The following is a 25,882-nucleotide window of genomic DNA, read 5'->3' as shown; positions in this document are numbered from 1 at the left end:
GTTTCGCGCAACAAAAAAGCCTCCGAAGATCGGAGGCTTTTCATGTGTTGGTAGGCGCGATTGGACTCGAACCAACGACCCCTACCATGTCAAGGTAGTGCTCTAACCAGCTGAGCTACGCGCCTGTGGGTCCCTGCGAGGGGCGCGAAAGATACCCTGTTTGCGGGCGCGGGCGCAACCGGTGCCGCGCTTACACGGGCTTGGCCAGGGCCTGCTCGCGCAGGCGGCGGATTTCGTCGCGCTTGGCGGCGGCGGCCTCGAATTCCAGGTTCATGGCGGCCTGTTTCATTTCTTTCTCCAGCTTGGCGATGCGCCGGGCCATCTGTTCCGGCGGAATCACCTCGTAGCGGGCCTTGACCTCGGCGGCCTTGAGCACCTGGCCCACCTGGTAGTCCTCGTAGCCGTAGCGCATGACGTCGGCGATGCGCTTCTGCACGCCCTTGGGGGTGATGCCCTGCGCCTTGTTCCAGGCCAGCTGCTTGTCGCGGCGGCGGTCGGTTTCCGCCAGGGCGCGGCGCATGGAATCCGTCACGCGGTCGGCGTAGAGAATCGCCTTGCCGTGCAGATGGCGCGCGGCGCGGCCGATGGTCTGGATCAGCGAGCGCTCGGAACGCAGGAAACCTTCCTTGTCGGCGTCCAGAATTGCCACCAGCGAGACTTCCGGCAGGTCCAGGCCTTCGCGCAGCAGGTTGATGCCGACCAGCACGTCGAACACGCCCAGGCGCAGGTCGCGGATGATCTCGGCGCGCTCCACGGTGTCCACGTCAGAGTGCATGTAGCGCACCTTCACGCCGTTCTCGTGCAGATAGTCAGTGAGGTCTTCGGCCATGCGCTTGGTCAGCACGGTGACCAGCACGCGCTCGCTCTTCTCGGCGCGGATGCGGATTTCGCCGAGCAGATCGTCCACCTGGCTGCCGGCCGGCCGCACTTCCGTCTGCGGATCGACCAGGCCGGTGGGACGCACCACCTGTTCGACGATGGCCTCGCCGGACTTCTTGCGCTCGTAATCGCCCGGGGTGGCGGAGACGTAAATGGTCTGCGGCGCCAGGCGCTCGAATTCGTCGAAGCGCAGCGGGCGGTTGTCCAGGGCGCTGGGCAGGCGGAAGCCGTATTCCACCAGCGTCTCCTTGCGCGAGCGGTCGCCCTTGTACATGGCGCCGATCTGCGGCACGGTCACGTGCGACTCGTCCAGCACCACGATGGCATCCGGCGGCAGGTAGTCGAACAAGCAGGGCGGCGGCTCGCCCGGCGCGCGGCCGGAGAGATAGCGCGAGTAGTTTTCGATGCCGTTGCAGTAGCCGATCTCGCGGATCATCTCCAGATCGAAGTTGGTGCGCTGCTCGATGCGCTGCGCCTCCAGCAGCTTGCCCTGCTGGCGGAACAGCTTCACACGTTCCTCCATCTCGGCCTTGATGGCGTCGAACATCGCCACGATCTTCTCGCGCGGCGTCACATAGTGCGTCTTCGGGAACACGGTGACGCGCGGCAGCTTGCGCTTGATCTCGCCGGTCAGCGGGTCGAAGTGCGCGATGCTGTCGATCTCGTCGTCAAACAATTCCACACGCACCGCGTCCTCGTCGGATTCGGCGGGGTGGATGTCGATGACATCGCCGCGCACGCGGTAGGTGCCGCGCTCCAGGGCCATCTCGTTGCGCGTGTACTGCATGGCGGTGAGCTGGCGGATCAGCTCGCGCTGGCTCATCCGCTCGCCCTTGATCAGGTGCAGCACCATCGAAAAATAGCTTTCCGGATCACCCAGGCCGTAAATCGCCGAAACCGAGGCGACGATGATGGCGTCGCGCCTCGTCATCAGCGCCTTGGTGGCCGACAAGCGCATCTGCTCGATGTGGTCGTTCACCGAGCTGTCCTTCTCGATGAAGGTGTCGGTGCTGGGGACGTAGGCTTCCGGCTGGTAGTAGTCGTAGTAGGAGACGAAGTACTCGACGGCGTTGTGCGGGAAAAATTCCTTGAACTCGCCGTAGAGCTGCGCGGCCAGGGTCTTGTTCGGCGCCATGATCAGCGCCGGACGCTGCACCTGCTGGATGACGTTGGCGATGGAAAAGGTCTTGCCCGAGCCGGTCACGCCCAGCAGGGTCTGGTGCGAGAGACCGTCGCGCAGGTGTTCCACCATGGCCGCGATGGCGGCGGGCTGGTCGCCGGAGGGTGACCAGTCGGCCTTGAGCGTGAAGGGCGCTTCTTCGCGCGCCTTCAGGCGGATGTTCTTCAGCGATTCGCGGGGGGCTTCCTGCATGGCGACCAGAACACTTCGGGGAGTCCGTCAAGGGTAGCGCAAGCCCGGGCCGCGCGGCCGGACGGGCGGGCAAAAACCCGGTATCCGACGAACGTTGCATTTAGCCCACCGACCGGCCTCGATTCTGTGGCGCCGCTGCCAATAAGCTGAATACAGGCGTCGCACCACGAGCAGCAGCCTCTCACGTTCCGGGTACAACATGCTGGCCATCATCGGTTCCATCGTCGTCATCGTCGCCGTGCTGGGCGGCTTCGTGCTGTCTCACGGCAAGATTGCCGCGCTCTGGCAGCCGTACGAGTTGGTGATCATCGGCGGCGCTGCTTTTGGCGCGTTCCTGTCGTCGAACTCCAAGCAGGTGGTGATCGGCACGCTCAAGGGCGTGCTGCAGGTGCTCAAGGGCCCCAAATACAAGCAGTCGCACTATCTGGCCATCCTCTCGCTGCTCTACGCCCTGCTCAACAAGATGCGCAAGGACGGCGCAATGTCCCTGGAAGAGGACGTCGAGAATCCCGACAAGAGTCCGATCTTCTCCAAGTTTCCCGAGGTGCTGGCCGATCATCATCTGATCGAGTTCATCACCGACTGCCTGCGCCTGATGGTCAGCGGCAACATCAATCCGCATGAGCTGGAACCGCTGCTGGAGCTGGAGCTGGAAAAGCATCATCACGATGCGCTGGCGCCGGCGCATGCGCTGAGCAAGGTGTCCGACGGTCTGCCCGGCTTCGGCATCGTCGCCGCCGTGCTCGGCATCGTGATCACCATGGGCGCGCTGGACGGCCCGGTGAACGAGATCGGCCATCACGTCGCCGCCGCGCTGGTGGGCACCTTCCTGGGCATCTTGCTGGCCTATGGGTTCGTGTCGCCGCTGGCCACCGCCATGGAAGGCCTTGCGCACGAGGACAGTGCGGCACTGGAATGCATCAAGTCGGCGCTGCTGGCGGCGCTGCGTGGCTACAACCCGATCGTGGCCGTGGAGTTTGCGCGCAAATCGCTCAATTCCAAGGTGCGACCGGCTTTTGCCGCGCTGGAAACCCATCTCAAGGAAAGCGCCAAGAAGTAAGCGCCGATGGCCGAAGAAAACAATGCATCCATCGTCATCCGCCGGGTCAAGAAGGTCCAGGGCGGCGGACACCACGGTGGCGCCTGGAAGGTGGCCTACGCCGACTTCGTGACGGCGATGATGGCCTTCTTCATGGTGATGTGGATCGTCGGCATCAGCGACAAGAACAAGCGCGCGGCGATCTCCGATTACTTCAACAATCCCAGTGCCTCGCCTGGTGCGGCGCAGACGCCGGCGCCCGGCGCCAATGGTCCGGGTGGCCCCAGCAATGCGCTGGTCGACATGGGCGGCGGCATGAGCCGTCCGGCCATGAGCAAGGAAACACCGCGCGAAGGCAAGGTGGAAAAGCCGGGCAAGCCGGTGCTGGGACAGCCCGGCGACGGCGGCCAGGAGAAGGGACTGCAGCTGGGCAAGGACAGGGATCCGGGCAAGGGTGCCGACAGCGCGCAGGAAAAAGCGCGCGCGCTGGCCAAGGAAGCCGACCGCCAGCGTCTGGAATCCTTGCGCGAGGAGCTGAAGAAGGCCATCACCCAGAGTCAGGCCCTGGAGCCGTTCAAGGATCAGCTGCTGCTCGATATCACGCCCGAAGGTCTGCGCATCCAGATCGTGGACAAGCAGAACCGGCCGATGTTCGACCTGGGCGGCGCTTCGCTGAAGACCTACACCACGCAGATCCTGCATGAGCTGGCGAGCTTCATTCAGACCGTGCCCAATCGCATCAGCATCACCGGCCATACCGACGTGACGCGCTATGGCAGCAACAAGGGCTATACCAACTGGGAGCTGTCCACCGACCGCGCCAATGCCGCGCGCCGAGCCTTGATCGAAGGCGGCATGGGCGCCGACAAGATTCACCGCATCGTCGGTCTGGCGGACACCGCGCTGTTCGACAAGCAGCATCCGGACAATCCCATCAACCGCCGCATCAGCATCATCGTGATGAATCTCGACGCCGCCGAGGACAAGAACGATGAGGTGTCGATTCCGCCGGTGTCGGGCATTCCGCCGATGAACAAGGTGCCGGGCGCGGAAGCAGCCAAGCCCGCAGCGCCCGCGTCGGCGAAGGCCGAGACGCCGGCTGAACCCGCCGCCGTGCCGGCCAAACCGGCGGGCAAGCCTGCCTCACCGGCGGCGCTGGCGCAGGAACTGCAGTCGGCGATGATCGATGTCAGGACCGAAAGCGCCATGCCGGACAGGCCGGGGCGCTGAGGCGGATCTCAGCCGCCGCGCGCGGCTTCCAGCGTTTCCCAGCGCTCGTAAGCAGCGGCGAGTTGCTGTTCCAGTTCGCTGAGCTTTTTCTGCGTGCTCACCGCCTGCGCGGGATTGCTGCTGTACAGCTCGGCGAGCTTCAAGCCCAGCTCCGCCTGTTCGGCTTCCAGTTTTTCGATGCGCGCCGGCAGGTCCGCCAGCTCGCGCTTTTCCTTGCTGCTCAGCGCCGGCTTGTTGCCCGCCGGTGGCGTGGTCACCACGGGCGCAGCGGCCGCCTTGGGCGGCGGCGCGGCTGAGGTTTTCACAGGCGCGGGACGCTGGCGCAGCCAGTCCTCGTAACCGCCCACGTATTCGCCCACCTGGCCTTCGCCTTCGAACACCAGCACGCGTTCCACGACGTGATCGAGAAACGCACGGTCATGCGAGACCACCAGCACCGTGCCGGCGAAATCCAGCAGCAGTTCTTCGAGCAGGTCCAGCGTTTCCATGTCCAGATCGTTGGTGGGCTCGTCGAGCACCAGCAGATTGGCCGGCTGCGAGAACAGCTGTGCCAGCAGCAGTCGCGAGCGCTCGCCGCCGGAGAGCACATGCGTGGGGCTGCGTGCGCGATCCGGCGTGAACAGGAAGTCCTGCAGATAACTCATCACATGCTTGCGCGCGCCGCCGACTTCCACGTACTCCTTGCCGCCGGCGATGTTCTCCCACACCGGCTTGCGCTCATCCAGGGCGCTGCGCAGCTGGTCGAACCAGGCCAGCTGCAGATTGCTGCCGGTGCGCAAGGTGCCGGACTGCGGCTGCAGCTGGCCGAGCAGCAGGCGCAGCAGCGTGGTCTTGCCGGCGCCATTGGGACCGATGATGCCGATCTTGTCGCCACGCAGGATCGCCGTGGAGAAATTGCGCACGACGGGCTTGCCGTCCCAGGCGTAGCAGAGATTCTTGGCCTCGGCGACCAGCTTGCCGGAGCGCTCCGCGTCCTGCACGGAAAACTGCGCGCTGCCCTGCAGCTTGCGGCGCTGCGCGTACTGATCGCGCATCTCGTAAAGCCGTTTGACGCGGCCCATGTCGCGCGTGCGCCGCGCTTCGATGCCCTTGCGGATCCAGGCTTCTTCCTGCGCGAGCTTCTTGTCGAACAGCGCCTGTTCCTGCGCTTCGGCGTGCAGGCGTTCCTCGCGACGGCGCAGATAGTTGTCGTAGTCGCCGGGCCAGCTGGTCAGCCGGCCGCGATCCAGTTCCAGGATGCGCGTGGCCAGGCGGCGCAGAAAGCTGCGGTCATGGGTGATGAACAGCAGCGCGCCCTGCCAGTCGGCGAGAAAATTCTCGATCCAGGCGATGGCGTCCAGATCCAGATGGTTGGTGGGCTCATCGAGCAGCAGCAGATCCGGCTCGGCGGCCAGCGCGCGGCCCAGCAGCACGCGGCGCTTGAGCCCGCCGGAGAGCGCGGAGAAGGGCGTGTCCGGCGGCAGCTCCAGGCGCGAGACCACGGTGTCGATGCGCGCATCCAGCGCCCAGCCGTTCTGCGCATCGAGCTGGCTCTGCAGCTGCCCCAGGCGATCCAGGCGTTCGGGGTCCTGCAGCAACAGGCGGTGGTACTCGGCGAGCTTTTCGCCCAGCGCGCCGGCGCCGCTGGCCACCACCTCGCGCACCGTGCCGGAGAGCTGCGGCGGAATGTCCTGCGGCATTTCCGCCACGCGCAGGTTCTGCGCGCGGATGATTTCACCCTCGTCGGCCTGCTGCGCGCCGGTGATCAGGCGCAGCAGCGTGGACTTGCCCTCGCCATTGCGGCCCAGCAGGCAGACGCGCTCACCGCGCTCGATGGCAAAGCTCACCGCGTCCAGCAGCGGCGGTCCGCCGAAACGCAGGCTGATGTTCTTGAGCGCGAGTAGGGTCACGGCGGCGGCTTGGGGCAGGGGGCGAGCATTCTAGCCGCCCCGCGCCTTTGCGCTCGCGCCGCCTTAGAGCGGCGGATTGCCCGGCAGGCGCGGCAGGCCGTCGTCCATCTTCAGCCAGCTGACCATGGAATCGCACCAGACGTGATTGCCCGGCGGCACCGCCGAGGGCTGGTCCAGCGAGCCGATCTTCATGATCGCCAGGTCCGGCATCTCCACCAGCGTGGACATGATCGGCGTGCCGCAGTTGGGGCAGAAATGGCGCTGCACGGTCAGGCCCGCCGTGCCCTTCACTGCGTAATGACGCAGCTCGCCCGTCAGGCTCAGCGCGGCGCCGGGAAAGAAGGCGACGGCGGAAAACGGGCCACCGGAGGCGTACTGGCAGTCGCGGCAGTGGCAGAGGCTGGCGCCCAGGGGCGCGGCCTCGCAGCGATAACGGATCTGGCCACAGCGGCAGCCACCGGTATGGGATTCGGACATCGGGGGTCTCTCCTGCAAGTCTGCTTTTGATTTTTGTGAAGCCTGCCGCAAATTATGCCCTGTGGGCGCCGGCCGGCGCTTTCCAGTATCATCCCGCGCCGCATTTTTTCAGCCGTAGGGCAAACGCCCGAGGATATGCCGTGGAACTGTCTCTCGCGCAACGCGTCAGCCGCATCAAGCCTTCGCCCACTCTTGCCGTGACCGCCAAGGCCGGCGAGCTCAAGGCGCAGGGCAAGGATGTTTACTCGCTCAGTGCCGGCGAACCGGATTTCGATACGCCGCAGCACATCAAGGATGCCGCCATCGACGCCATCAAGCGTGGCGTCACCAAGTACACGCCGGTGGGCGGCACGCCCGCGCTGAAGAAGGCGATCATCACCAAGATGCAGCGCGACAACGCGCTGGAGTACAAGCCCAACCAGATCGTGGTGGCCAATGGCGGCAAGCAGGCCTGCTACAACCTCTGCCAGGCCCTGCTCAACGCCACCGACGAGGTGCTGATTCCGGCGCCGTTCTGGGTCTCGTACCCGGACATGGTGCTGCTGGCCGATGCCACGCCGGTGATCCTCTACACCACCGCCGAAACCCGCTTCAAGATCACGCCGGAGCAGCTGGAGCGCGCCATCACCCCGCGCACCCGCATGCTGTGGCTGAACTCGCCGTCCAATCCCTCCGGCATGGCCTACAGCAAGGCCGAGCTGGCGGCGCTGGGCGCGGTGCTGCGCAAGCACCCGCAGATCGTCATCGCCACCGATGACATGTACGAAAAGATCCTGTGGACCGGCGAGCCGTACAGCAACATCATCAACGCCTGCCCGGATCTCTACGACCGCACCGTGGTCATCCACGCGGTGTCCAAGACCTACTCGATGACCGGCTGGCGCATCGGCTGGGCCTGCGGTCCGGCGAAGATCATCACGGCGATGAGCGACATCCAGTCGCAGCAGACCTCCAACCCCAACTCCATCGCGCAGGTGGCAGCCGAAGCCGCGCTGCTGGGCGATCAGGGCTGCGTGACCACCATGGTCGAGGCCTTCAAGCGCCGCCACGACAATCTGGTGGCCGACCTCAACACCGTGCCGGGCGTGAAGTGCCTGGCGGTGGACGGCACCTTCTACGCCTTCCCGAACGTGGAAGGCCTGATGGCCAAGCTGGGCTGCGCCGACGATCTGCAGCTGTCGAACCTGCTGCTGGAGAAGGCGCTGGTGGCCGTGGTGCCGGGTTCGGCCTTCGGCTCGCCGGGCCACATCCGCCTGTCCTTCGCCACCAGCGACCAGGTGCTCAAGGGCAGCGTCGAGCGCATCAAGGCCCTGCTGGCCTGAGGCACCGCAAACGCTGCGTGTCACCCGAGCCCCCGCCTTGCGGGGGCTTTTTCTTGGCCGCTGGACGAAAAATGCGCCGGCACGCATTGCATCGGCCCGATCAGCTGACTAGAATTCGCACCCCTGCCGCTTCCGCGATAGCTCAGTCGGTAGAGCAAGTGACTGTTAATCACTGGGTCGTTGGTTCGAGTCCAACTCGCGGAGCCATTCAACAAACGCTTCCCCCGGAAGCCAGAAGCCCAGATCCTGATCTGGGCTTTTTTGTTGCTGGCGACCGCACGCGGCGGCACCAGCCTGTGCCATCCGCCAACGCAAGCGTGCGGTGAACTCGAGACCAAGACGCCATGCACATCGCACAGATCCGTGAGCGACTGCGCCAGGCCGGCGCCGCGCCGGTGCATGAGCGGCATCTCTTGCAGCTGTGGGCGCAGGGTCCGGCGCGCACCCGTCAGCGTGATCCCGAGAATTTCCTGCCGCGCCCGCTGCGCGAGATCCTGCCGCAGCTGCAAGCCGAGCTGGCCGAGCTGCTGACGCTGCGCTCGGCGCACGGCAGCGAAGACGGCTCCGAGCGCCTGCTGCTGGCGTTGCGCGACGGCCAGATGATCGAGAGCGTGCTGCTGCCGCGTGAAGGTCTTTGCGTGTCCACGCAGGTCGGCTGCGCGGTGGGCTGCGTGTTCTGCATGACCGGCCGCGGCGGTCTGATCCGCCAGCTGGGCAGCGCCGAGATCGTCGCGCAGCTGGTGCTGGCGCGTCAGCGCCGCAGCGTGAACAAGGTGGTGTTCATGGGCATGGGCGAGCCGGCACACAATCTGGATGCGGTGCTGGAGGCCATCGAGTTGCTCGGCAGCAGCGGCGGCATCAATCACAAGAAGCTGGTGTTTTCCACGGTGGGCGATCCGCGCGTGTTCGAGCGACTGCCGCAGGGGCGGGTGAAGCCGGCCCTGGCCTTGTCGCTGCACAGCACGGATGCCGCCTTGCGCGCGCAGCTGCTGCCGCGTGCACCGCGCATGACGCCCGAGGAGCTGGTGGCCTGCGGCGAGGACTACGCGCAGCGCACGGCTTATCCGATCCAGTATCAGTGGACGCTGCTGGAAGGCATCAACGACGGCGAGGCGGAGTTCGAGGGCCTCGTGCGGCTGCTCAAGGGCCGCTATGCCGTGCTCAACCTGATTCCCTACAACGCGATCGATGCGCTGCCCTATCAGCGCCCGAGCTGGGAACGTGCCCGCGCCATGGCCCGCGCGCTGCACGAGCGCGGCGTGTTGACCAAGCTGCGCCAGTCGGCCGGGCAGGATGTCGATGGCGGCTGCGGGCAGTTGCGTGCGCGTGCGGCGGGGCTGAAGAAAGGCGGTGCGGTGCGTACGGTCGAGAACGGGCTCTGAGCGCAGCGACGGCTGTCACTGCGGGCATCCCGAGCTTCAATCGTCGACGGTCATCGGGCACGATACGCCGCGCACGCACAGGTCATGACAACAACAGGAGAGCACCCACCATGACGCCGCTCCGGATTCAGCTGGAAGCCAACGAGATTCCGACCCACTGGTACAACATCGCCGCCGATCTGCCCACGCCGCCGGCGCCGCCACTGGCCCCGGATGGCAGCATCGTTTCGCCGGAGCAGATGGGCGCGATTTTTCCGGGGCCGATTCTGGAACAGGAGATGAGCGCGCAGCGCTGGATCGAGATTCCGGACGAGGTGCGACAGATCTATGCGCAGTGGCGGCCAAGCCCGCTGATGCGCGCGCTGCGTCTGGAGCAGGCGCTGGGCACGCCGGCGAAAATTTTCTACAAGTACGAGGGCGTCTCGCCGGCCGGTTCGCACAAGCCGAATTCGGCGGTGCCGCAGGCGTACTACAACAAGCTCGCCGGCACCCGGCGTCTGACCACGGAGACCGGCGCCGGACAGTGGGGCAGCTCCATCGCCTACGCCGGGCAGATGTTCGGTCTGCCGGTGCGCGTGTACATGGTCAAGGTCAGCTATCAGCAGAAGCCCTTCCGCCGCTCGATGATGCAGACCTGGGGCGCGGAAGTTTTCGCCAGCCCCACCGACCGCACCGAGGCCGGTCGTCGCGCGCTGGCGGCTGATCCCGACAACATGGGTTCGCTGGGCCTGGCGATTTCGGAGGCCGTGGAAGAAGCCGCCGCCGATCCGCACACCTGCTACACCTTGGGCTCGGTGCTCAATCATGTGGTGCTGCATCAGAGCATCATCGGCCTGGAAGCCAAGAAGCAGTTCGACAAGATCGGCCTGTATCCGGATGTGGTGTTCGGGCCCTGCGGTGGTGGTTCCAGTTTCGGTGGTGTGGCCTTTCCCTTCCTCGCCGACAAGATCGCCGGCGACAAGCGCGCGCAGAAGCTGCGGCTGGTGGCGGTGGAGCCCACCTCCTGTCCGACGCTGACCAAGGGCGCCTACGCCTATGACTACGGCGATGCCTCCGGCTACACGCCGATCATGAAGATGTACACCCTGGGCCATGACTTCATGCCGCCGGGCATTCATGCCGGCGGCCTGCGCTATCACGGCGATTCACCGCTGGTCTCGCAGTTGCTGCACGAACAGCTGCTGGAAGCGCAGGCCGTGCCGCAGGTCGCCACCTTTGCGGCCGGCGTGGAGTTCGCGCGTGCCGAAGGCATCATCCCCGCACCCGAGTCCTGCCACGCGATCCGCGCCGCCATCGATGAAGCGCTGCGCTGCAAGGCCAGCGGCGAGCCCAAGAACATCCTGTTCTGCCTCACCGGCCACGGTCACTTCGACATGGCCAGCTACGACAGATATCTCTCGGGCCAGCTGGAAGACTACGAGTATCCGAGCGAGGCGATCAGCGAATCACTGAAGCATCTGCCCAAGGTCGGGGCCTGAACGCAGCCCGGGCGGCAGCAGGCTGATCGCAAACAAGTTTTGCATCAGCCTGCTGCCGCCCGGATTCAGGGGGTGGCTTCCGGCGCGCTGGCTTTCACAACACCATTTGCGCGTTGCCGGTGCTCGGGGCCTGCGGCGGCTCGCGCCAGGGTTCGTTGCGGGCGTGGTCCAGAATCCAGTCGCGGAAGGCCTTCACACCGGCTTCCTGCTCCACCGCCTGATTGTGAATCAGATAGTAGGACGCGCCGATCGGCAGGCTTAAAGGAAAGGGCACCACCAGCTCGCCGGCGGCAATCTGCGCGGTCGCCATCAGCGGAATGCCCAGCACCACGCCCAGGCCATCCTCGGCCGCCTGCATCGCCAGCATCACGTGATTGAAGGTGGGGCCGCGGCGCGGGTTCACGCCGCGCACGCCGGCGGCCTTGAGCCAGGCGGCCCAGTCGGGACGGCCGGCATCGGTGGCGTCGTCGGCCGCGTAGTGCAGCAGCTTGTGGTAACGCAGGTCTTCCGGCGTATGCAGGGGGTGCTCGCCCTGCAGCAGCTTGGGGCTGCACATCGGCAGGGCGTAGGAAGGGAACAGCTTGTGGGTGACGTAGCCGGGATAGTCGCCATCGCCGAAGCGGATGGCCAGATCGGCTTCCTCCAGAAGGCTGACGGTCTGGCCGGTCTCCTCGCGCAGGCTGTCGATCATGGTCTGCTTGGCGGACAGGCGCAGATCGATTTCCGGATGCCGGGTCTGGAAATCGCTCAGCCTCGGAATCAGCCATTTGCTCAGCAGGGCGGGCGGCGCACTGACCAGCACCCGACCGGCGTTGGCGAACTGCTGGGCTTCGGCCACGGCCTCGGCCATCTGTGCAAACGCGGCCGTGAGCTTGGGCAGGCAGGCTTCGGCGGCCGGGGTCAGGCTCAGGCGGCGGGGCAGGCGCTTGAACAGCTCGATGCCGAGGAACTCCTCGAGGGCCTTGATCTGGTGGCTGACCGCCGCCGGCGTGACGTGCAGCTCCTGCGCCGCCTTGTTCACGCTGCAATGGCGCGCGGTGGCTTCAAAAGCACGCAGAGAATTGAGTGGCGGAAGGCGCATGGGACGATAGTTTAGTTTTTTTTATCCGTCAGTGAAGAAAAAATCAATTGTTGCGACGCAACAAATTGGGTTTAATAGCTTCACGCAAGGTTGAGACCGCCAAGCGGTCAACCTTCAGACAGTCTCCTCCAGATCCCGCACAGGGGTCTATTCAGGCCACCCAAACCGGTGGCCTTTTTTTTGTGTTCAAAGCCTTGGCGCATTTTTGAAGTGTGCGGGCGGCGGGGCCGCCGGGCCGTGGTCCGGCGGGTGCCGACCGTTCGGCGGCCATTTGCTGCCCTTGCTCGGATGCTGCAGGGCCAGATGCAGGCGCTTGGGCGCAGGGCTTGGCCGCCGCGCATGACGATCCAAAAAATCCACGAACCCGGCCCAGCGCTGCCGGCTGCTCGTCGCGCTCGGCGCCCAGCCCGATCAGGGCGCCGTCATGGATGTCCGGGCCGCCATCGCGGATCGGGTAGGGCTTGATGACGGTATGTCGAAGTCGCGGTAGCGCTCGACCTTGTTGATGATGAACCCGTAGCCGCCATTAGTCCTTGCCGCGCGTGCTGATGCACGCCAGACGGCTTTCGGCCGGCGCGCTGCTCTCCTGCAAGCGGCACCCCCTATCTTTCGATGAGTGTATGGCACCTCTCATCCCGATAAGATTCGAGCTGATTTATCAGTCTAATTAGGGAAGAGGAGATTGTCCGATGGCCGCACTGATGGGGCAGATGATGGAGCGCCCCTTGCTGATTTCGTCGCTGCTGGATCATGCCGAGCAGTACCACGGCGACACTGAGATCGTTTCACGCACGCTCAGCGACGGCATCCACCGCTATGACTATGCCGCCGCCGCGGTGCGCGCCCGGCGTATGGCCAAGGCCTTGCTGCGCCTGGGCGTGCAGCCCGGCGAGCGCGTCGGCACCCTGGCCTGGAACGGCTACCGCCATTTCGAGCTGTACTACGCCATTTCCGGCATCGGCGCCGTCACCCACACCGTCAATCCGCGCCTGTTCCTCGAACAGCTGGTGTGGATCATCAACGATGCCGATGATCAGATTCTGTTCTTCGACCTGTCGTTCTCGGCGCTGATCGAAAAGCTCGCGCCGCAGTGCCCGAAGGTGCGCCACTGGGTGGGCATGTGCTCGCGCGAGCAGCTGCCCGCGGAAGCGATTCCGAACCTGCTCTGCTACGAGGACCTGCTGGCCGCAGAAGATGCGGATTACAGCTGGCCCGATCTGGACGAACGCAGCGCTGCGGCGCTGTGCTACACCTCGGGCACCACCGGCAATCCCAAGGGCGTGCTGTATTCGCATCGCTCCATGCTGCTGCACGGCCTGGCCAGCTGCGCGCCTGACGTCTTCGGTTTTTCGGCGCGTGATTGCGTCCTGCCCGTGGTGCCGATGTTCCATGTGAACGCCTGGACCATTCCCTACGCGGCGGCCATGGTCGGTGCCAAGCTGGTGCTGCCCGGCGCGGCCCTGGACGGCGCCAGCCTCTATGAGCTGTTCGAAACCGAACGCGTGACCTTCTGCGGCGGCGTGCCGACGGTCTGGCAGGGGCTGATGCTGTATCTGGACGCCAAGAAGCTGAAGCTGAGCACCCTGCGCCGTGGCGTGATCGGCGGCTCGGCGGCGCCGGCGGCCCTGCTGCAGAAGTTCGAGCAGGACTATCAGGTGAAGATCGATCAGGCCTGGGGCATGACCGAAATCTCGCCGCTGGGCACCTACAACCGCGCCAAGCTCAAGCACCTGAAGCTGCCGCTGGCCGAGCAGCAGGCCCTGGCCGTCAAGCAGGGCCGTCCGCCGTTTGGCGTGCAGCTGAAGATCGTCGATGCCGAAGGCCAGACCCTGCCCAATGACGGCGTGGCGGTGGGCGAGCTGATGATCCGTGGCCACTGGGTGGTGGATCATTACTTCAATCTGGACAAGTCGCCGCTGCAGAACGGCTGGTTCCCCACCGGCGACGTCGGCAGCATCGACGCCGACGGCTATCTGCAGATCACCGACCGCGCCAAGGACGTGATCAAGTCCGGCGGTGAGTGGATCGGCTCCATCGACCTGGAGAACCTGGCCTGTGCGCATCCCAGGGTGGCGCAGGCGGCGGTGATCGGCGTGTTCCACCCCAAGTGGGACGAGCGGCCGCTGCTCCTGGTGGTGCCGCGCGAGGGCGAGACGCTCACCCGCGAGGAGATGCTGGCCTTCTACGAGGGCAAGGTCGCCAAGTGGTGGATTCCCGATGACGTGGTGGTGGTGGAGGCCCTGCCGCTGACCGCCACCGGCAAGATCTCCAAGCTGCAGCTGCGCGAGAAGTACCGCCAGCATCTGGCCGGCTGAAGCAGCCGGGCGGTTCGGCGCGAAAAGGCTGCGGGCCGTATAATCCGCAGCCTTTTTCTTTGCGCAGCGGTTTTTCGCGATGGAAGCCCATCAGTTACGACAAGTGGTGACAGCCCTGCAGGCGCGTTTCGACGCGCTGCGGGGCTATCTTTGACTACGATATCAAGCGGGATCGCCTGGTCGAGGTCAATGCCGAGCTGGAACGCAGCGAGGTCTGGAACAAGCCCGAGTACGCGCAGAACCTGGGCCGCGAACGCGCCAAGCTGGAGGATGTGATCCAGCCGCTGGAGCGCGCCGCCAATGGTCTGAAGGACGCGCTGGACCTGCTGGAAATGGCCGAGGCCGAGAACGATCAGGCCACGGTGGACGAGGTGGAGCGCGATGTCACGCAGCTGGAAAAGCTGGCTGCCGACATGGAGTTCAAGCGCATGTTCAGCGGCGAGCTGGACGGCAGCAACGCCTATCTCGACATCCAGTCCGGCGCCGGTGGCACCGAAGGCCAGGACTGGGCCTCGATGCTGCTGCGCATGTACATGCGCTGGGCCGAATCCAAGGGCTTCAAGGTGGAGCTGATGGAACGCTCCGACGGCGAAGTCGCGGGCATCAAGTCGGCCACCATCTACATCCAGGGCGCGTATGCCTACGGCTGGTTGCGCACGGAAACCGGCGTGCATCGCCTGGTGCGCAAATCGCCTTTCGATTCCGGCAACCGTCGTCACACCTCGTTTGCCGGCGTGTTCGTGTCGCCGGAAGTGGACGATGACATCGAGATCGAAATCAATCCGGCGGATCTGGAAGTCGCCACCTACCGCTCCTCGGGCGCGGGCGGTCAGCACGTCAACAAGACCGAATCGGCGATCCGCATCAAGCACGTGCCCAGCGGCGTCGTGGTCGCCTGCCAGACCGAGCGCAGCCAGCACGCCAACCGCGACCGCGCGATGAAGATGCTGAAAGCGCGCCTGTACGAGCAGGAAATCCAGAAGCGCAACGCGCAGAAGCAGGCGCTGGAAGACTCCAAGAGCGATATCGAATGGGGCAGCCAGATCCGCTCCTACGTGCTCGATCAGTCGCGCATCAAGGATCTGCGCACCGGCGTGGAAATCGCCGACACGCAGAAGGTGCTGGACGGCTATCTCGATCCGTACATCGAGGCGAGTTTGAAGCAGGGACTTTAGAAACGTGAGGCGCGAGGGCTGAGGCGTCGGGCGTAAAGGCGGCGACTGGCCCGCCTCGCGCCTCACCCCTCATCCCTCACGACAGAAAAATGAGCGAAGAAACCAAGCCGGTCGACGAAAACTATGTGATTGCCGCGCGCCGCGAGAAGCTGGACAAGCTGCGTGCGCAGGGCAATGCCTATCCCAACGGCTTTCGCCGCGACACGCTGACTGCGGATGTGCATGGCTTCTACGGCGAGCGCGATGCCGCGTCGCTGGAGAGCGAGACGCAGGTGTTTGCGCTTGCCGGCCGCCTGATGGCCAAGCGTGTGATGGGCAAGGCCAGCTTCGGCCAGCTGCAGGACATGGCCGGGCGCCTGCAGATCTTCGTGCAGCAGAATGCGGTGGGCGAGGCAGTCTACGAAGCCTTCAAGGGCTTTGATGTGGGCGACATCCTCGGCGTGCGCGGCACGGTGTTCCGCACCAAGACCGGCGAGCTGTCGATCAAGGCGCAGAGCGTGGAGCTGCTGGTCAAGGGCATCCGGCCGCTGCCGGAGAAGTGGGCGGGGCTCACCGATACCGAAATCCGCTATCGCCAGCGCTATGTGGATCTGATCGTCAATCCCGAGGTCAAGCGCGTGTTCGAGAAGCGCGGTCTCACCGTGCGCTTCATCCGTCAGTTCCTCGATGCCCTGGGCTTCATGGAAGTGGAAACGCCGATGCTGCAGCCGATTCCCGGCGGCGCCACCGCGCGGCCCTTCATCACCCACCACAATGCCCTGGATCGCGAGCTGTATCTGCGCATCGCGCCGGAGCTGTTCCTGAAGCGGCTGGTGGTGGGCGGCTTCGAGAAGGTCTACGAGATCAACCGCAATTTCCGCAACGAGGGCTTGTCCACCCGGCACAATCCCGAGTTCACCATGCTGGAGTTCTATCAGGCTTACGCGGATTACCGCGACGCGATGGACCTCGTTGAAAACCTGATCCGCGATCTGGCGCTCACCGTCAATGGCAGCAGCACGCTGCACTACCAGGGCCGTGATCATGATCTGGGCAAGCCTTTCCTGCGCTGGAGCATGCGCGAGGCGGTGCAGCAGTTCAATGCCGACTTCGATGCCGCACGCGTGAATGATCGCGAGTATCTGGCGGCGTTTGCGAAGAAGGTGGGCGGCGATGTGAAGCCGGCTTATGGCGCCGGCAAGCTGCTCACGGAAATCTTCGAGAAGACCGTGGAGGCCAAGCTCCACGATCCGACCTTCATCACCGAGTACCCCACGGAAGTCTCGCCGCTGGCGCGTCGCAACGACGACAACCCCGAGGTCACGGACCGCTTCGAGTTCTTCATGGGCGGTCGCGAAGTCGCCAATGGCTTCTCGGAGTTGAACGACGCCGACGACCAGGCCGGCCGCTTCAAGGCGCAGGTCGCGGCCAAGGATGCCGGCGATGATGAGGCCATGGTGTTCGACGCCGACTACATCCGCGCCCTGGAATACGGCCTGCCGCCGACCGCGGGTGTGGGCATCGGCATCGATCGTCTGGTGATGTTCCTCACCGACTCGGCGAGCATCCGCGATGTTCTTCTGTTCCCCCAGATGCGGCCCGAGGTCTGAGCGCCGGATGGCCATCCCTGGCGCGACTTCAACGCTCGATGGCAGCCCGGGGCGGCCATCCTTGGCCGCCCGCGCATCGGGATCCATGTCCACTGGACATGGCTCTGATCCGATGCGCCCCCAGATGCGGCCTGAGGTCTGACTCGATGCACGCCGGCTGCAGACAAGATGCACGCCGGCGCTGATGCCGGCAGCGACAGGCTGCCGGCAGGCCTGAGCCGGCTGCGGCTGATTTTCATCCTGGCGGCAGTGGCGGCGCTGGGGCCGCTGTCCATCGATATGTATCTGCCCAGTCTGCCGGCGCTGCAGCATTATTTCGCCACGGACGCGGCCACCACGCAGCTGACGCTGGCGGCGTACTTCGTCGGGCTGGCCCTGGGGCAGATCTTCTACGGTCCGATTGCCGACGGCCTGGGGCGCAAGCCGCCGCTGCTGTTTGGTCTGGCACTCTACACCCTGGCCTCACTGGCTTGTCTGTTTGCCGCGAGCATGACGCAGCTGATCGGGCTGCGCCTGCTGCAGGCGCTCGGCGGTTGTGCCGGCATGGTGGTCAGCCGCGCCATCGTGCGCGACTGCTTTGGTGAAAGCAGCATGGCGCGGGTGCTGTCGCTGCTGCTGCTGATCATGGGTGTGGCACCGGTGCTGGCGCCGCTGCTCGGCGGGGTGTTGTTCGAGCACTTCAGCTGGCGCGCGATCTTTCTGGTGCTGACGCTGTACGGCGGCCTGTGCTGCACGCTGATCGCGCTGGGCATTCCGGAAACGCTGCGCGGGCCGCGACACCGTCCCAGCCTGGCGCACGCGCTGCAGGCCTATCGCAAGCTGATCCGCCACCGCCGCTTCATGGGTTATGCGCTCGCGGGTTCCGTGGCGCAGGCCGGCATGTTCGTCTACATCTCGGCCTCGTCCTTCGTGTTCATCGAGGTCTACCATCTCACGCCCTCGCAGTACGCGGCGCTGTTCGGACTCAATGCCTTCGGCCTGATCTGCGCATCGCAGCTCAATTCCCGCGCCCTGGACCGGGTGCCGGCGCAGCATCTTCTGCGTCGCGCGCTGCGCAGCAATGCCAGCGCCGGACTGCTGATGGTGCTGGCGGTCTATCTGACGCAGAGCCCGCTGTGGCTGATCGTGCCGCTGTTCTTCTGCGTGGCGAGCCTGGGCTTCAGTTTCCCCAATTCCACGGCAGCGGCAATGGCGCCCTTCGGCGATCGCGCCGGCGCGGCTTCGGCGCTGCTCGGCACGCTGCAGTTCGTGATCGCCTCGCTGTCGAGTTCGCTGGCCGCGAGGCTCTACGACGGCAGCGCGCGGCCGATGGCCCTGGTGATCGCCGGCTGCGGCCTGTGCGCGCTGCTCTTGCTGCGGGTTCTGGCGCCGCCGCTGCCGCAGCCTACTTCAGCTTCGCGATGATCAGCGGTCGCGCATCGTTCCACATGTCGATGCCGGTCTGCGTGCCTTCGTCGATCAGAATCACCGCACCGTAGGCGATATCGAAGTCCACCCAGGGCGTGGCGCCGGAGAGGCCCGGATCGCTCCACTCCGGACCATTGCTGCCCGGATGCAGGCTGGGATCGGAAAGCCACATGCCCAGGCCATAGCCGGGATAGTCCGAGCTCAGACCTTCGGGGCGAAACAGCACCGGCAGGTCGGCGATCAGATCGGTGGTCAGCAGCTGCGTGCTGCCGGACGAAAGCACGCGCCGGCCGTCCACGGCGCCGCCGCCAAGCACCATGCGCAGCAGCTTGGCGTAGTCGCGGACATTGGCGACGGCGCCGCCGGCAATGCGCGGATTGGTGACGGTGTCGGGGTTGCCATACGTGAAGCTGCTCAAGCCCAGCGGAGTGGTGATCGCCGCGCTGAAAAAGGTCTGCCAGTTCTCGCCGCTGATCAGGGTCGCGATGTAACCCGCCACCTGATAGTCCGCCCCGCCGTAGATGAAGGCGCTGCCCGGCTGTGCGGCCAGCACGGTGTTGGCGATGATCTGTGCGCACTGCTGCAGGGTCAGGCTGAGCACCTGATCCAGGCATTGCGGGCTGTCGTTGCCCAGACCCGGCAGGCCGGAGGTGTGCGAGAGCAGCATGCGCATGGTGATCGCGGCCTTGTCGTTGGGCCAGTTGATCGGATCACCCGCCGCGTCGATGTACTGCTTCACCGGCGTATCCAGATCCAGCTTCTGCTGATCCACCAGGGTGAGGATGGCCGCCGCTGCGGGCATCTTCGAGGCGGAGGCCAGGGACGGCGTGCTGTACAGCGTCTTGTCGCCGCCGGCGCGGGTATGCAGCAGGCCGTCGCGGTCCACCAGCGCAAAGGCGTAGCCGGCCACCGGGCCGCCGTTGGCCGACAGATAGCTGTCCAGCTTGGCGTCCAGCGCGCTGAAGTCGTAACTGCGGTTGGATGTACTGCTGCCGCAAGCGGCAAGCAGGCCAGTCAGCAGAATCAGGCAGAGGTGTCTCATGTCTTGCGTTCCGGTCAGAGCGGGCCATGTTAGCCCTCTGAGTCTGCGGCAGGCCAGCTGAACGCTGGCCCGCGATGCAAAACGCAAGATCCTGCGCTGCGCGCGCTAGCCGAGGCGACCGCGCTCGCGTTCGCTGCCGATCAGCACCGTGGGATCGCTGGGCTTGGCGCCCGGCTTGCCCTGGCCGCGCGGGAAGATGCTGAAGTTGTTCAGGCGCAGATACACGCGCTGGCCCGGCTGCAGGCGCGGTGCATCGTGATGCAGATGCGGGAATTCCAGCTCGATCAGCTGCCCCGAATGCACGGCCTGTGCCTCGCAGCGCACGATGGGCCCGGTGCGCTGCGTGCTGCGCACATCGGCGTAGAAGCCGGGAATGCCGCCGTCGGCCAGACGCAGATCGCCGGGCCGCACGTAGATATCGACCGCGCCGTTCGGATGGATGGTGTCGGTGACGATGGGCGTGTCGTGGCCGTCGATGAACACCTCGCGGCCGCGCGCTTCGCCGGGCAGCACATTGGTGTTGCCGAGAAAGTCGAAGACGAAGGGCGAGGCCGGCTTTTCGTAGACTTCGTCGGTGCTGCCGACCTGCTCGATCTGGCCGCGATTCATGATCACCACGCGATCCGCCAGCTCCAGCGCTTCCTCCTGGTCGTGCGTGACGAAGATGGTGGTGTAGCCGGTCTGCTCATGCAGGCTGCGCAGCCAGCGGCGCAGATCCTTGCGTACCTTCGCATCGAGCGCGCCGAAGGGCTCGTCGAGCAGCAGCAGGCGAGGATCAATGGCCAGGGCACGCGCCAGCGCGACACGCTGACGCTGACCGCCGGAGAGCTGCGCGGGATAGCGCTTTTCCAGGCCGGACAGCTGCACCAGGTCCAGCAGCTCGCGGGCGCGGGCGCGGATCGTCGCCTCCGGCGGACGCTCGCCGCGCTCACGCACGCGCAGGCCGAAGGCGATGTTGTCCAGCACCGTCATGTGCTTGAACAGCGCGTAATGCTGGAACACGAAGCCGACGCGACGTTCGCGGATCGGGCGCGCCGCCATGTCCTCATCGCCGAACAGGATCTGTCCCTGCTCGGGAAACTCCAGGCCCGCGATCACGCGCAGCAGCGTGGTCTTGCCTGAACCCGAAGGCCCCAGCAGCGCAATCAACTCACCGGAGGCAATATCCAGATCGACACCCGACAACGCCTTGAAGCCACCAAAGCTCTTGTGAATGCCGCGAACATGAATATCCATGAAGGTTCTCGCTTACCGCTTCGATTGAATCCCCTGGCCATGGCTGGCCAGGATCTTGTCAGGACGACACAACTACGGGATCTTGTCAGGACGACGTCACGCCGGTGCTCAGTGCTTTCGCGTGGCGGCCAACTCGTCGCCGTGTCGCCACTCCAGATAGCTCTTCAGGCTCAGCGTCACCAGTGCCAGCAGCGCCAGTAGGGACGCCACCGCGAACGCCGCCGAGAACTGGTACTCGTTGTAGAGAATCTCCACATGCAGCGGCATGGTGTTGGTCTGGCCGCGGATGTGGCCGGAGACCACGCTCACCGCGCCGAACTCGCCCATCGCGCGCGAGTTGCACAGCAGCACGCCGAACAGCAGGCCCCAGCGGATGTTGGGCAGGGTCACATGCCAGAAGGTCTGCCAGCCGCTGGCGCCCAGCGACAGCGCCGCCTGTTCGTAATCGGTGCCCTGTTCCTGCATCAGCGGAATCAGCTCGCGCGCCACGAAGGGAAAGGTCACGAAGATCGTGGCCAGCACGATGCCGGGCGTGGAGAAGATGATCTTGATGTCGTGGTCCGACAGCCAGCTGCCGAACCAGCCATGCGCGCCGAAGATCAGCACATAGATCAGGCCGGCCACCACCGGTGAAACCGAGAACGGCAGATCGATCAGCGAGATCAGCAGCGCCTTGCCACGGAACTGGAATTTGGCGATGGCCCAGGCCGCGCACAGACCGAAGAGCAGATTCAGGGGCACCGCGATCACGGCGGTGAGCAGGGTGAGACGGATCGCGGCCAGCGCATCGGGTTCGATCAGCGCCGCCAGATACAGGCGCCAGCCATTGCGGAAGGCTTCCACGAACACCGTGGCCAGCGGCAGGAACAGAAAGCCGGTTAGAAACAGCAGCGCGAAGCCGATCAGGATGTAGCGCACCCAGGGCGCTTCGGTGATGGCGGCGTTGCGGCGCGCCAGCGGGCCGGCACCGAATTCCGGCGGCAGGCTGGGCGGGTCTTGCAGGCTGGCGTCTTGGCTCATGAGCGTGGTTCCCGATTAGCGCGCGCTGGCATTGCGCCGGCGTACCCAGGCTTGCAGCAGATTGATCAGCAACAGCAGCGCGAAGGACAGCACCAGCATGGTGCCGGCCACGGCGGTGGCGCCCGCGTAGTCGAATTCTTCCAGCTTGATGATGATCAGCAGCGGCGTGATCTCCGAAATCATCGGCAGATTGCCGGCGATGAAAATCACCGAACCGTATTCACCGACCGCACGCGCGAAGGCCAGGGCGAAGCCGGTGAGAATCGCCGGCAGCACCGTGGGCAGGATCACCCGGGTGATGGTCTGCCAGCGCGTGGCGCCCAGCGAGGCGGCGGCTTCTTCCAGTTCCTTCTCCGCTTCCTCCAGCACCGGTTGCACGGTGCGCACCACGAAGGGCAGGCCGATGAAGGTGCAGGCCACCACCACGCCCAGCGGCGTGTAGGCGACCTTGATGCCCAGCGGCGTGAGGAACTGGCCGATCCAGCCATTGGGTGAATACAGGGCGGTCAGCGCGATGCCGGCCACCGCCGTCGGCAGCGCGAACGGCAGATCCACGGCAGCATCGAAGAAGCGCTTGCCGAAGAAGCGGTAACGCACGAACACCCAGGCCAGCAGCGGCCCGAACACGCCGTTGATCGCGGCGCCCACCAGCGCCGCGCCGAAGCTGAGCTTGAGCGAGGCCAGCACGCGCGGCGAGCTGACCACCTCCCAGATGCCGGAGAAACCCAGGCCGGCGGCCTTCAGGAAAATTCCGGCGAGCGGAATCAGCACGATCAGGCTCAGATAAGTCAGCGTGAAGCCCAGCGTGATGCCGAAGCCGGGAATGACCGAGCGGGCGCGACGGACCGGTGTGGCGGACATGGGAGCAGTCGAAGGCGGCATTTGTTTAATAAGAGTGGCCGTTATTGTTCCAGATTACATCGGGCGAGGATGTGAGAAATTCGCCCAGAGGACTGGCGGACGGCGCGCCGCCGTCCTGCTCAGCGCTGGGCGTAGATCTGGTCGAAGAGGCCGCCGTCGGCAAAATGCTTGGCCTGGGCTGCGGACCAGCTGCCGTAGCGCTGCTCGACGCTGAAGGTGTTCACCGCCGGGAAGCGCTCGGCGTACTTCTTCAGCACCGCCTCGTCGATCGGGCGCAGGTCGTTGCGGGCAATGAGGTCCTGGCCGGCGCTGCTGTAGTGATAATCCAGATAGGCGCGCGCCAGCTTCTCGTTGCCCTTCTTCTGCGCATAGCGCTCCACCACCGCCACCGGATTGTCGGCGCGCACGGTCAGCGAAGGCACGATGACCTCGAAGCCGTCCTTGCCGAACTCGTTCTGGATCAGGCGGATCTCGTTTTCGAAGGTCAGCAGCACATCGCCGATGCCGCGCTGCACGAAGGTGGTGGTGGCGCCCCGGCCGCCGGTATCCAGCACCGGCACGTTGCGGAACAGCGCGGTGACGAAGCTGCGCGCCTGCGCCTCGTCGCCATTGTTCTTGCGCAGCGCGTATTCCCAGGCGCCGAGATAACTGTAGCGGCCATTGCCCGAGGTCTTGGGATTGGGAATGATCGCCGCCACGCCCGGCTTCACCAGGTCGTCCCAGTCGCGGATGTGCTTGGGATTGTTCTTGCGCACGATGAACAGGATCGGTGACCAGGACGGGCTGGCCCGATTGGGCAGACGCTGCGCCCAGTTGCCGCTGATCAAGCCGGCCTTGGCGATGGCATCGATATCCAGCGGATTGTTCATGGTGACGACATCGGCCTGCAGACCGTCGATCACCGAACGTGCCTGCTTGCTGGACCCGCCGTGCGACTGCTCGATGCTGATGCTCTGGCCGGTCTTGGCCTGCCAGTCGGCGGCGAAGGCGGGATTGAGATCGCGATACAGATTGCGCGCGACGTCATAGGACACGTTGAGCAGCGGCGCGGCCGCGGCGACGGCCGAAAGGCTCGCCAGGCACAGACCGACAAGCAGACGCGGGATGCGTTTCATGATCCGGTGATTCCTGTTTTCTGTTCAGCCGAAGCTGAGCTTGGCCGGGTCGGGCTGCCACTCCTGTCGCTGCGGCGGCTGCGCGAGCGGAAACAGGCGGGCATCGATCCAGCGCGTGTTGGACAGCCACAGCCCGTCCAGTTCTGCGCCGTGATGGCGGTTGACCAGCACGATGCGACGCTGCTGCAGATCCAGCAGGGCCAGCTTGTTCTCACTGCGCAGGCCATGCTCGAGAATCGGCAGGAAGGCCGGGTCGCTGAGCAGGCCCGGATAACGCTGCACCAGGGGACGCAGCACGTCCTGCACCAGATGCCAGGTGTCGGACTTGCCCGGCACGCGCGGCTTCAGGTGCACGGTGCCGTTGTGCATCAGCCACAGGCCTTCGCTGATCTTGAACGGGTGCACATTGTCCAGGCCGCTGCCGCCGCGCGTCTGGCGGCGCAGGTGCAGGACGTATTCATGCCGGCGCCAGCGCTGCTCGGCGGCAAGCAAGGCCTGCGTATCGACCTCGGCATGACGTTCAAGCAAGAGCGCGCCGTCATCGGCAAATCCCATCAGGCCCCAGCCGTCGTTGTTATGCGCAGCGGCGGCCAGCAGCAGGCCGGCGGGAATGCTCAGGCCGGCGGGTTTGTGGACGATCAGGCACATGATGCGCGCGGCCTTCAGTCGTCGGCGAGCTTGGCGATCATCACCTCGGTGGCCTTGAACAAGGCCAGGGCCGCGTTGCCAACCCGCAGATTCAGGCGCTGCAGCGAGCTGGTGGTGACCACCGCGCTGATGATGCCGGCCGAGGTTTCGATCTCCACTTCAGAGACGATTTCGCCGCGCTTGATGGCGACGATCTGGCCTTTGAACTGGTTGCGGGTGTTGATGCTGGTGACGGACATGAGGGCGTGCGGCTGTTGTGGAAGCGATGGGGCCGGTGAACCCGGCCCCATGCGGTGGACCCGGGCGGGCTCAGTTGGCGAGGTAGATCTTGTCGAACACGCCGCCGTCGGCGAAGTGCGTCTGCTGGGCCTTGGTCCAGCCGCCGAAGTCGGCGATGGTGACCAGATTCAGCTTCGGGAACTTGTCGGCGTACTTGGCGGCAATCGCCGGGTTGCGCGGACGGTAGTAGTTCTTGGCGATGATGTCCTGGGCGGCGTCGGTGTAGAGATACTTCAGATACGCCTCGGCCACCTTGCGCGTGCCCTTCTTGTCCACCACCTTGTCCACCACCGAAACCGGCGGTTCGGCGAGGATCGACAGCGAGGGCACCACGATGTCGAACTTGTCGGCGCCGAATTCATCCAGCGACAGGAAGGCTTCGTTTTCCCAGGCCAGCAGCACATCGCCGATGCCACGCTGCACGAAGGTGGTGGTGGCGCCGCGCGCGCCGGTGTCCAGCACCGGAGCGTGCTTGTACAGCTCCTTCACATAGGCCTGCGCCTTGGCGTCGTCCTTGTTGTTCTGCTTCAGCGCCCAGGCGTAGGCGGCCAGATAGTTCCAGCGCGCGCCGCCCGAGGTCTTCGGGTTGGGCGTCACCACGCTCACGCCCGGCTTGATCAGATCACCCCAGTCCTTGATCTGCTTGGGATTGCCCTTGCGCACCAGGAACACGATGGTCGAGGTGTAGGGCGAGGCATTGTCCGGCAGACGCGACTGCCAGTTTTCCGGAATGGTCTTGGCGTTCTTGGCGATGGCGTCGATGTCGGCGGCCAGCGCCAGCGTCACCACGTCGGCGTCCAGGCCGTCGATGACGGCGCGCGCCTGCTTGCCCGAGCCGCCGTGCGACTGCTGGATGCTGACCGTGTCACCGGTCTTGGCCTTGTAGTCGGCGGCAAAGGCGGTGTTGATGGCCTTGTACAGCTCGCGCGTGGGATCGTAGGAAACGTTGAGCAGCTGATACGAGGCGGCGTAAGCGCTGAGCGGCGCGGCCAGGCCAAGCGCAAGCGTCGCGATGAGTTTCTTGAGCATGTTGAGAGTCTCGGGTG

General features: G+C 65.3%; 21 protein-coding genes and 2 tRNA genes. 10 read left to right on the top strand and 13 right to left on the bottom strand.

Annotation, left to right across the window (positions count from 1 at the left end):
• Positions 1–48: 48 nt before the first annotated feature.
• Positions 49–125 (bottom strand) — tRNA-Val (locus BMY12_RS18120).
• Between the two features lie 65 nt (positions 126–190).
• A complete protein-coding gene (gene uvrB / locus BMY12_RS18115; RefSeq protein ID WP_093289238.1) occupies positions 191–2,251 on the bottom strand; it encodes an excinuclease ABC subunit UvrB in 2,061 nt (686 codons plus the stop codon).
• A 199-nt stretch (positions 2,252–2,450) separates the two neighbouring features.
• Here uvrB and motA point away from each other — a divergent pair, with 199 nt between their 5' ends.
• The gene (gene motA, locus BMY12_RS18110) at positions 2,451–3,311 is read left to right on the top strand and encodes a flagellar motor stator protein MotA (RefSeq protein WP_093289237.1); all 861 of its coding nucleotides are present in this window, start codon (positions 2,451–2,453) and stop codon (positions 3,309–3,311) included.
• Positions 3,312–3,317: 6 nt separating this feature from the next.
• Positions 3,318–4,520 (top strand): flagellar motor protein MotB, encoded by a 1,203-nt coding sequence (gene motB / locus BMY12_RS18105; protein WP_093289235.1) that lies wholly within the window; start codon positions 3,318–3,320, stop codon positions 4,518–4,520.
• An 8-nt stretch (positions 4,521–4,528) separates the two neighbouring features.
• Here the strand turns inward: motB and abc-f are convergent, their stop codons facing one another.
• Together abc-f and BMY12_RS18095 are read right to left on the bottom strand one after the other, a co-directional pair.
• A complete protein-coding gene (gene abc-f / locus BMY12_RS18100) occupies positions 4,529–6,409 on the bottom strand; it encodes a ribosomal protection-like ABC-F family protein (RefSeq protein WP_093289234.1) in 1,881 nt (626 codons plus the stop codon).
• Between the two features lie 63 nt (positions 6,410–6,472).
• Positions 6,473–6,886, bottom strand: a complete 414-nt coding sequence (locus BMY12_RS18095) for a GFA family protein (protein WP_093289232.1) — start codon at positions 6,884–6,886, stop codon at positions 6,473–6,475.
• Between the two features lie 140 nt (positions 6,887–7,026).
• Between BMY12_RS18095 and BMY12_RS18090 the strand changes: the two genes are divergently transcribed.
• The 4 genes from BMY12_RS18090 (at position 7,027) to BMY12_RS18075 (ending at position 11,068) form a co-directional block, all read left to right on the top strand.
• Positions 7,027–8,208 (top strand): pyridoxal phosphate-dependent aminotransferase, encoded by a 1,182-nt coding sequence (locus BMY12_RS18090; protein ID WP_093289231.1) that lies wholly within the window; start codon positions 7,027–7,029, stop codon positions 8,206–8,208.
• 131 nt (positions 8,209–8,339) lie between these two features.
• Positions 8,340–8,415: transfer RNA gene (locus BMY12_RS18085), tRNA-Asn, on the top strand.
• Positions 8,416–8,552: 137 nt separating this feature from the next.
• Complete coding sequence (locus BMY12_RS18080) at positions 8,553–9,590, top strand: RNA methyltransferase (protein WP_093289229.1); 1,038 nt, start codon at positions 8,553–8,555, stop codon at positions 9,588–9,590.
• 110 nt (positions 9,591–9,700) lie between these two features.
• Positions 9,701–11,068, top strand: coding sequence for a TrpB-like pyridoxal phosphate-dependent enzyme (locus tag BMY12_RS18075; protein WP_093289228.1), 1,368 nt, complete (start codon positions 9,701–9,703; stop codon positions 11,066–11,068).
• A 94-nt stretch (positions 11,069–11,162) separates the two neighbouring features.
• Here BMY12_RS18075 and gcvA read toward each other — a convergent pair whose 3' ends face one another.
• Positions 11,163–12,149, bottom strand: coding sequence for a transcriptional regulator GcvA (gcvA, locus tag BMY12_RS18070; protein WP_093289226.1), 987 nt, complete (start codon positions 12,147–12,149; stop codon positions 11,163–11,165).
• Between the two features lie 689 nt (positions 12,150–12,838).
• Between gcvA and BMY12_RS18065 the strand changes: the two genes are divergently transcribed.
• The 4 genes from BMY12_RS18065 (at position 12,839) to BMY12_RS18050 (ending at position 18,632) form a co-directional block, all read left to right on the top strand.
• Positions 12,839–14,464: a 3-(methylthio)propionyl-CoA ligase gene (locus tag BMY12_RS18065; protein WP_177189065.1), complete on the top strand. Its 1,626-nt coding sequence runs from the start codon at positions 12,839–12,841 to the stop codon at positions 14,462–14,464.
• A 79-nt stretch (positions 14,465–14,543) separates the two neighbouring features.
• Positions 14,544–15,639 (top strand): peptide chain release factor 2 gene (gene prfB, locus BMY12_RS18060; RefSeq protein WP_177189064.1). Its coding sequence is split into 2 segments (ribosomal slippage): positions 14,544–14,615 and positions 14,617–15,639, totalling 1,095 coding nucleotides; the frame shifts between segments, so codons are not numbered across the junction.
• Between the two features lie 89 nt (positions 15,640–15,728).
• Positions 15,729–17,228, top strand: coding sequence for a lysine--tRNA ligase (lysS, locus tag BMY12_RS18055; protein WP_093289223.1), 1,500 nt, complete (start codon positions 15,729–15,731; stop codon positions 17,226–17,228).
• A gap of 168 nt (positions 17,229–17,396) precedes the next feature.
• On the top strand, positions 17,397–18,632 hold the full coding sequence (locus BMY12_RS18050; RefSeq protein ID WP_093289222.1) for a Bcr/CflA family multidrug efflux MFS transporter: 1,236 nt from the start codon (positions 17,397–17,399) through the stop codon (positions 18,630–18,632).
• On the opposite strand, the gene BMY12_RS18045 is transcribed toward BMY12_RS18050, so the two are convergent.
• From BMY12_RS18045 to BMY12_RS18010, 8 genes are all read right to left on the bottom strand, one after another.
• Positions 18,613–19,677, bottom strand: coding sequence for a serine hydrolase domain-containing protein (locus BMY12_RS18045; protein ID WP_093289220.1), 1,065 nt, complete (start codon positions 19,675–19,677; stop codon positions 18,613–18,615). The genes BMY12_RS18050 and BMY12_RS18045 overlap by 20 nt on opposite strands.
• Positions 19,678–19,782: 105 nt before the next feature.
• A complete protein-coding gene (locus tag BMY12_RS18040; RefSeq protein ID WP_093289219.1) occupies positions 19,783–20,913 on the bottom strand; it encodes a sulfate/molybdate ABC transporter ATP-binding protein in 1,131 nt (376 codons plus the stop codon).
• Between the two features lie 108 nt (positions 20,914–21,021).
• Complete coding sequence (gene cysW, locus BMY12_RS18035) at positions 21,022–21,933, bottom strand: sulfate ABC transporter permease subunit CysW (RefSeq protein ID WP_093289217.1); 912 nt, start codon at positions 21,931–21,933, stop codon at positions 21,022–21,024.
• 15 nt (positions 21,934–21,948) lie between these two features.
• Complete coding sequence (gene cysT / locus BMY12_RS18030) at positions 21,949–22,794, bottom strand: sulfate ABC transporter permease subunit CysT (protein WP_218140250.1); 846 nt, start codon at positions 22,792–22,794, stop codon at positions 21,949–21,951.
• Between the two features lie 119 nt (positions 22,795–22,913).
• Positions 22,914–23,909, bottom strand: coding sequence for a sulfate ABC transporter substrate-binding protein (locus BMY12_RS18025; protein ID WP_093289214.1), 996 nt, complete (start codon positions 23,907–23,909; stop codon positions 22,914–22,916).
• A 24-nt stretch (positions 23,910–23,933) separates the two neighbouring features.
• Complete coding sequence (locus BMY12_RS18020) at positions 23,934–24,557, bottom strand: class II glutamine amidotransferase (protein WP_093289213.1); 624 nt, start codon at positions 24,555–24,557, stop codon at positions 23,934–23,936.
• A gap of 14 nt (positions 24,558–24,571) precedes the next feature.
• Positions 24,572–24,796 carry a TOBE domain-containing protein gene (locus tag BMY12_RS18015; RefSeq protein WP_093289211.1) on the bottom strand — a complete coding sequence of 75 codons (225 nt, stop codon included), beginning with the start codon at positions 24,794–24,796 and terminating at the stop codon, positions 24,572–24,574.
• 70 nt (positions 24,797–24,866) lie between these two features.
• Positions 24,867–25,865 carry a sulfate ABC transporter substrate-binding protein gene (locus tag BMY12_RS18010; RefSeq protein ID WP_093289210.1) on the bottom strand — a complete coding sequence of 333 codons (999 nt, stop codon included), beginning with the start codon at positions 25,863–25,865 and terminating at the stop codon, positions 24,867–24,869.
• Between the last annotated feature and the right edge of the window lie 17 nt (positions 25,866–25,882).

This window comes from Solimonas aquatica, from assembly GCF_900111015.1.
GTDB lineage: Bacteria > Pseudomonadota > Gammaproteobacteria > Nevskiales > Nevskiaceae > Solimonas > Solimonas aquatica.
Note: the sequence above shows the minus strand (reverse complement) of the source record. Positions and strands in the feature narration are given on the sequence as shown.

Bases quoted from the DNA above. Each gene is read 5' to 3' on its own strand.
- BMY12_RS18080 (WP_093289229.1), top strand. From the start codon at position 8,553: ATGCACATCGCACAGATCCGTGAGCGACTGCGCCAGGCCGGCGCCGCG.
- BMY12_RS18020 (WP_093289213.1), bottom strand. From the start codon at position 24,557: ATGTGCCTGATCGTCCACAAACCCGCCGGCCTGAGCATTCCCGCCGGC.
- BMY12_RS18015 (WP_093289211.1), bottom strand. From the start codon at position 24,796: ATGTCCGTCACCAGCATCAACACCCGCAACCAGTTCAAAGGCCAGATC.
- BMY12_RS18045 (WP_093289220.1), bottom strand. From the start codon at position 19,677: ATGAGACACCTCTGCCTGATTCTGCTGACTGGCCTGCTTGCCGCTTGC.
- lysS (WP_093289223.1), top strand. From the start codon at position 15,729: ATGAGCGAAGAAACCAAGCCGGTCGACGAAAACTATGTGATTGCCGCG.
- uvrB (WP_093289238.1), bottom strand. From the start codon at position 2,251: ATGCAGGAAGCCCCCCGCGAATCGCTGAAGAACATCCGCCTGAAGGCG.
- motA (WP_093289237.1), top strand. From the start codon at position 2,451: ATGCTGGCCATCATCGGTTCCATCGTCGTCATCGTCGCCGTGCTGGGC.
- BMY12_RS18050 (WP_093289222.1), top strand. From the start codon at position 17,397: ATGCACGCCGGCGCTGATGCCGGCAGCGACAGGCTGCCGGCAGGCCTG.
- BMY12_RS18095 (WP_093289232.1), bottom strand. From the start codon at position 6,886: ATGTCCGAATCCCATACCGGTGGCTGCCGCTGTGGCCAGATCCGTTAT.
- BMY12_RS18040 (WP_093289219.1), bottom strand. From the start codon at position 20,913: ATGGATATTCATGTTCGCGGCATTCACAAGAGCTTTGGTGGCTTCAAG.
- BMY12_RS18075 (WP_093289228.1), top strand. From the start codon at position 9,701: ATGACGCCGCTCCGGATTCAGCTGGAAGCCAACGAGATTCCGACCCAC.
- motB (WP_093289235.1), top strand. From the start codon at position 3,318: ATGGCCGAAGAAAACAATGCATCCATCGTCATCCGCCGGGTCAAGAAG.
- BMY12_RS18010 (WP_093289210.1), bottom strand. From the start codon at position 25,865: ATGCTCAAGAAACTCATCGCGACGCTTGCGCTTGGCCTGGCCGCGCCG.
- BMY12_RS18025 (WP_093289214.1), bottom strand. From the start codon at position 23,909: ATGAAACGCATCCCGCGTCTGCTTGTCGGTCTGTGCCTGGCGAGCCTT.
- cysT (WP_218140250.1), bottom strand. From the start codon at position 22,794: ATGTCCGCCACACCGGTCCGTCGCGCCCGCTCGGTCATTCCCGGCTTC.
- cysW (WP_093289217.1), bottom strand. From the start codon at position 21,933: ATGAGCCAAGACGCCAGCCTGCAAGACCCGCCCAGCCTGCCGCCGGAA.
- gcvA (WP_093289226.1), bottom strand. From the start codon at position 12,149: ATGCGCCTTCCGCCACTCAATTCTCTGCGTGCTTTTGAAGCCACCGCG.
- BMY12_RS18065 (WP_177189065.1), top strand. From the start codon at position 12,839: ATGGCCGCACTGATGGGGCAGATGATGGAGCGCCCCTTGCTGATTTCG.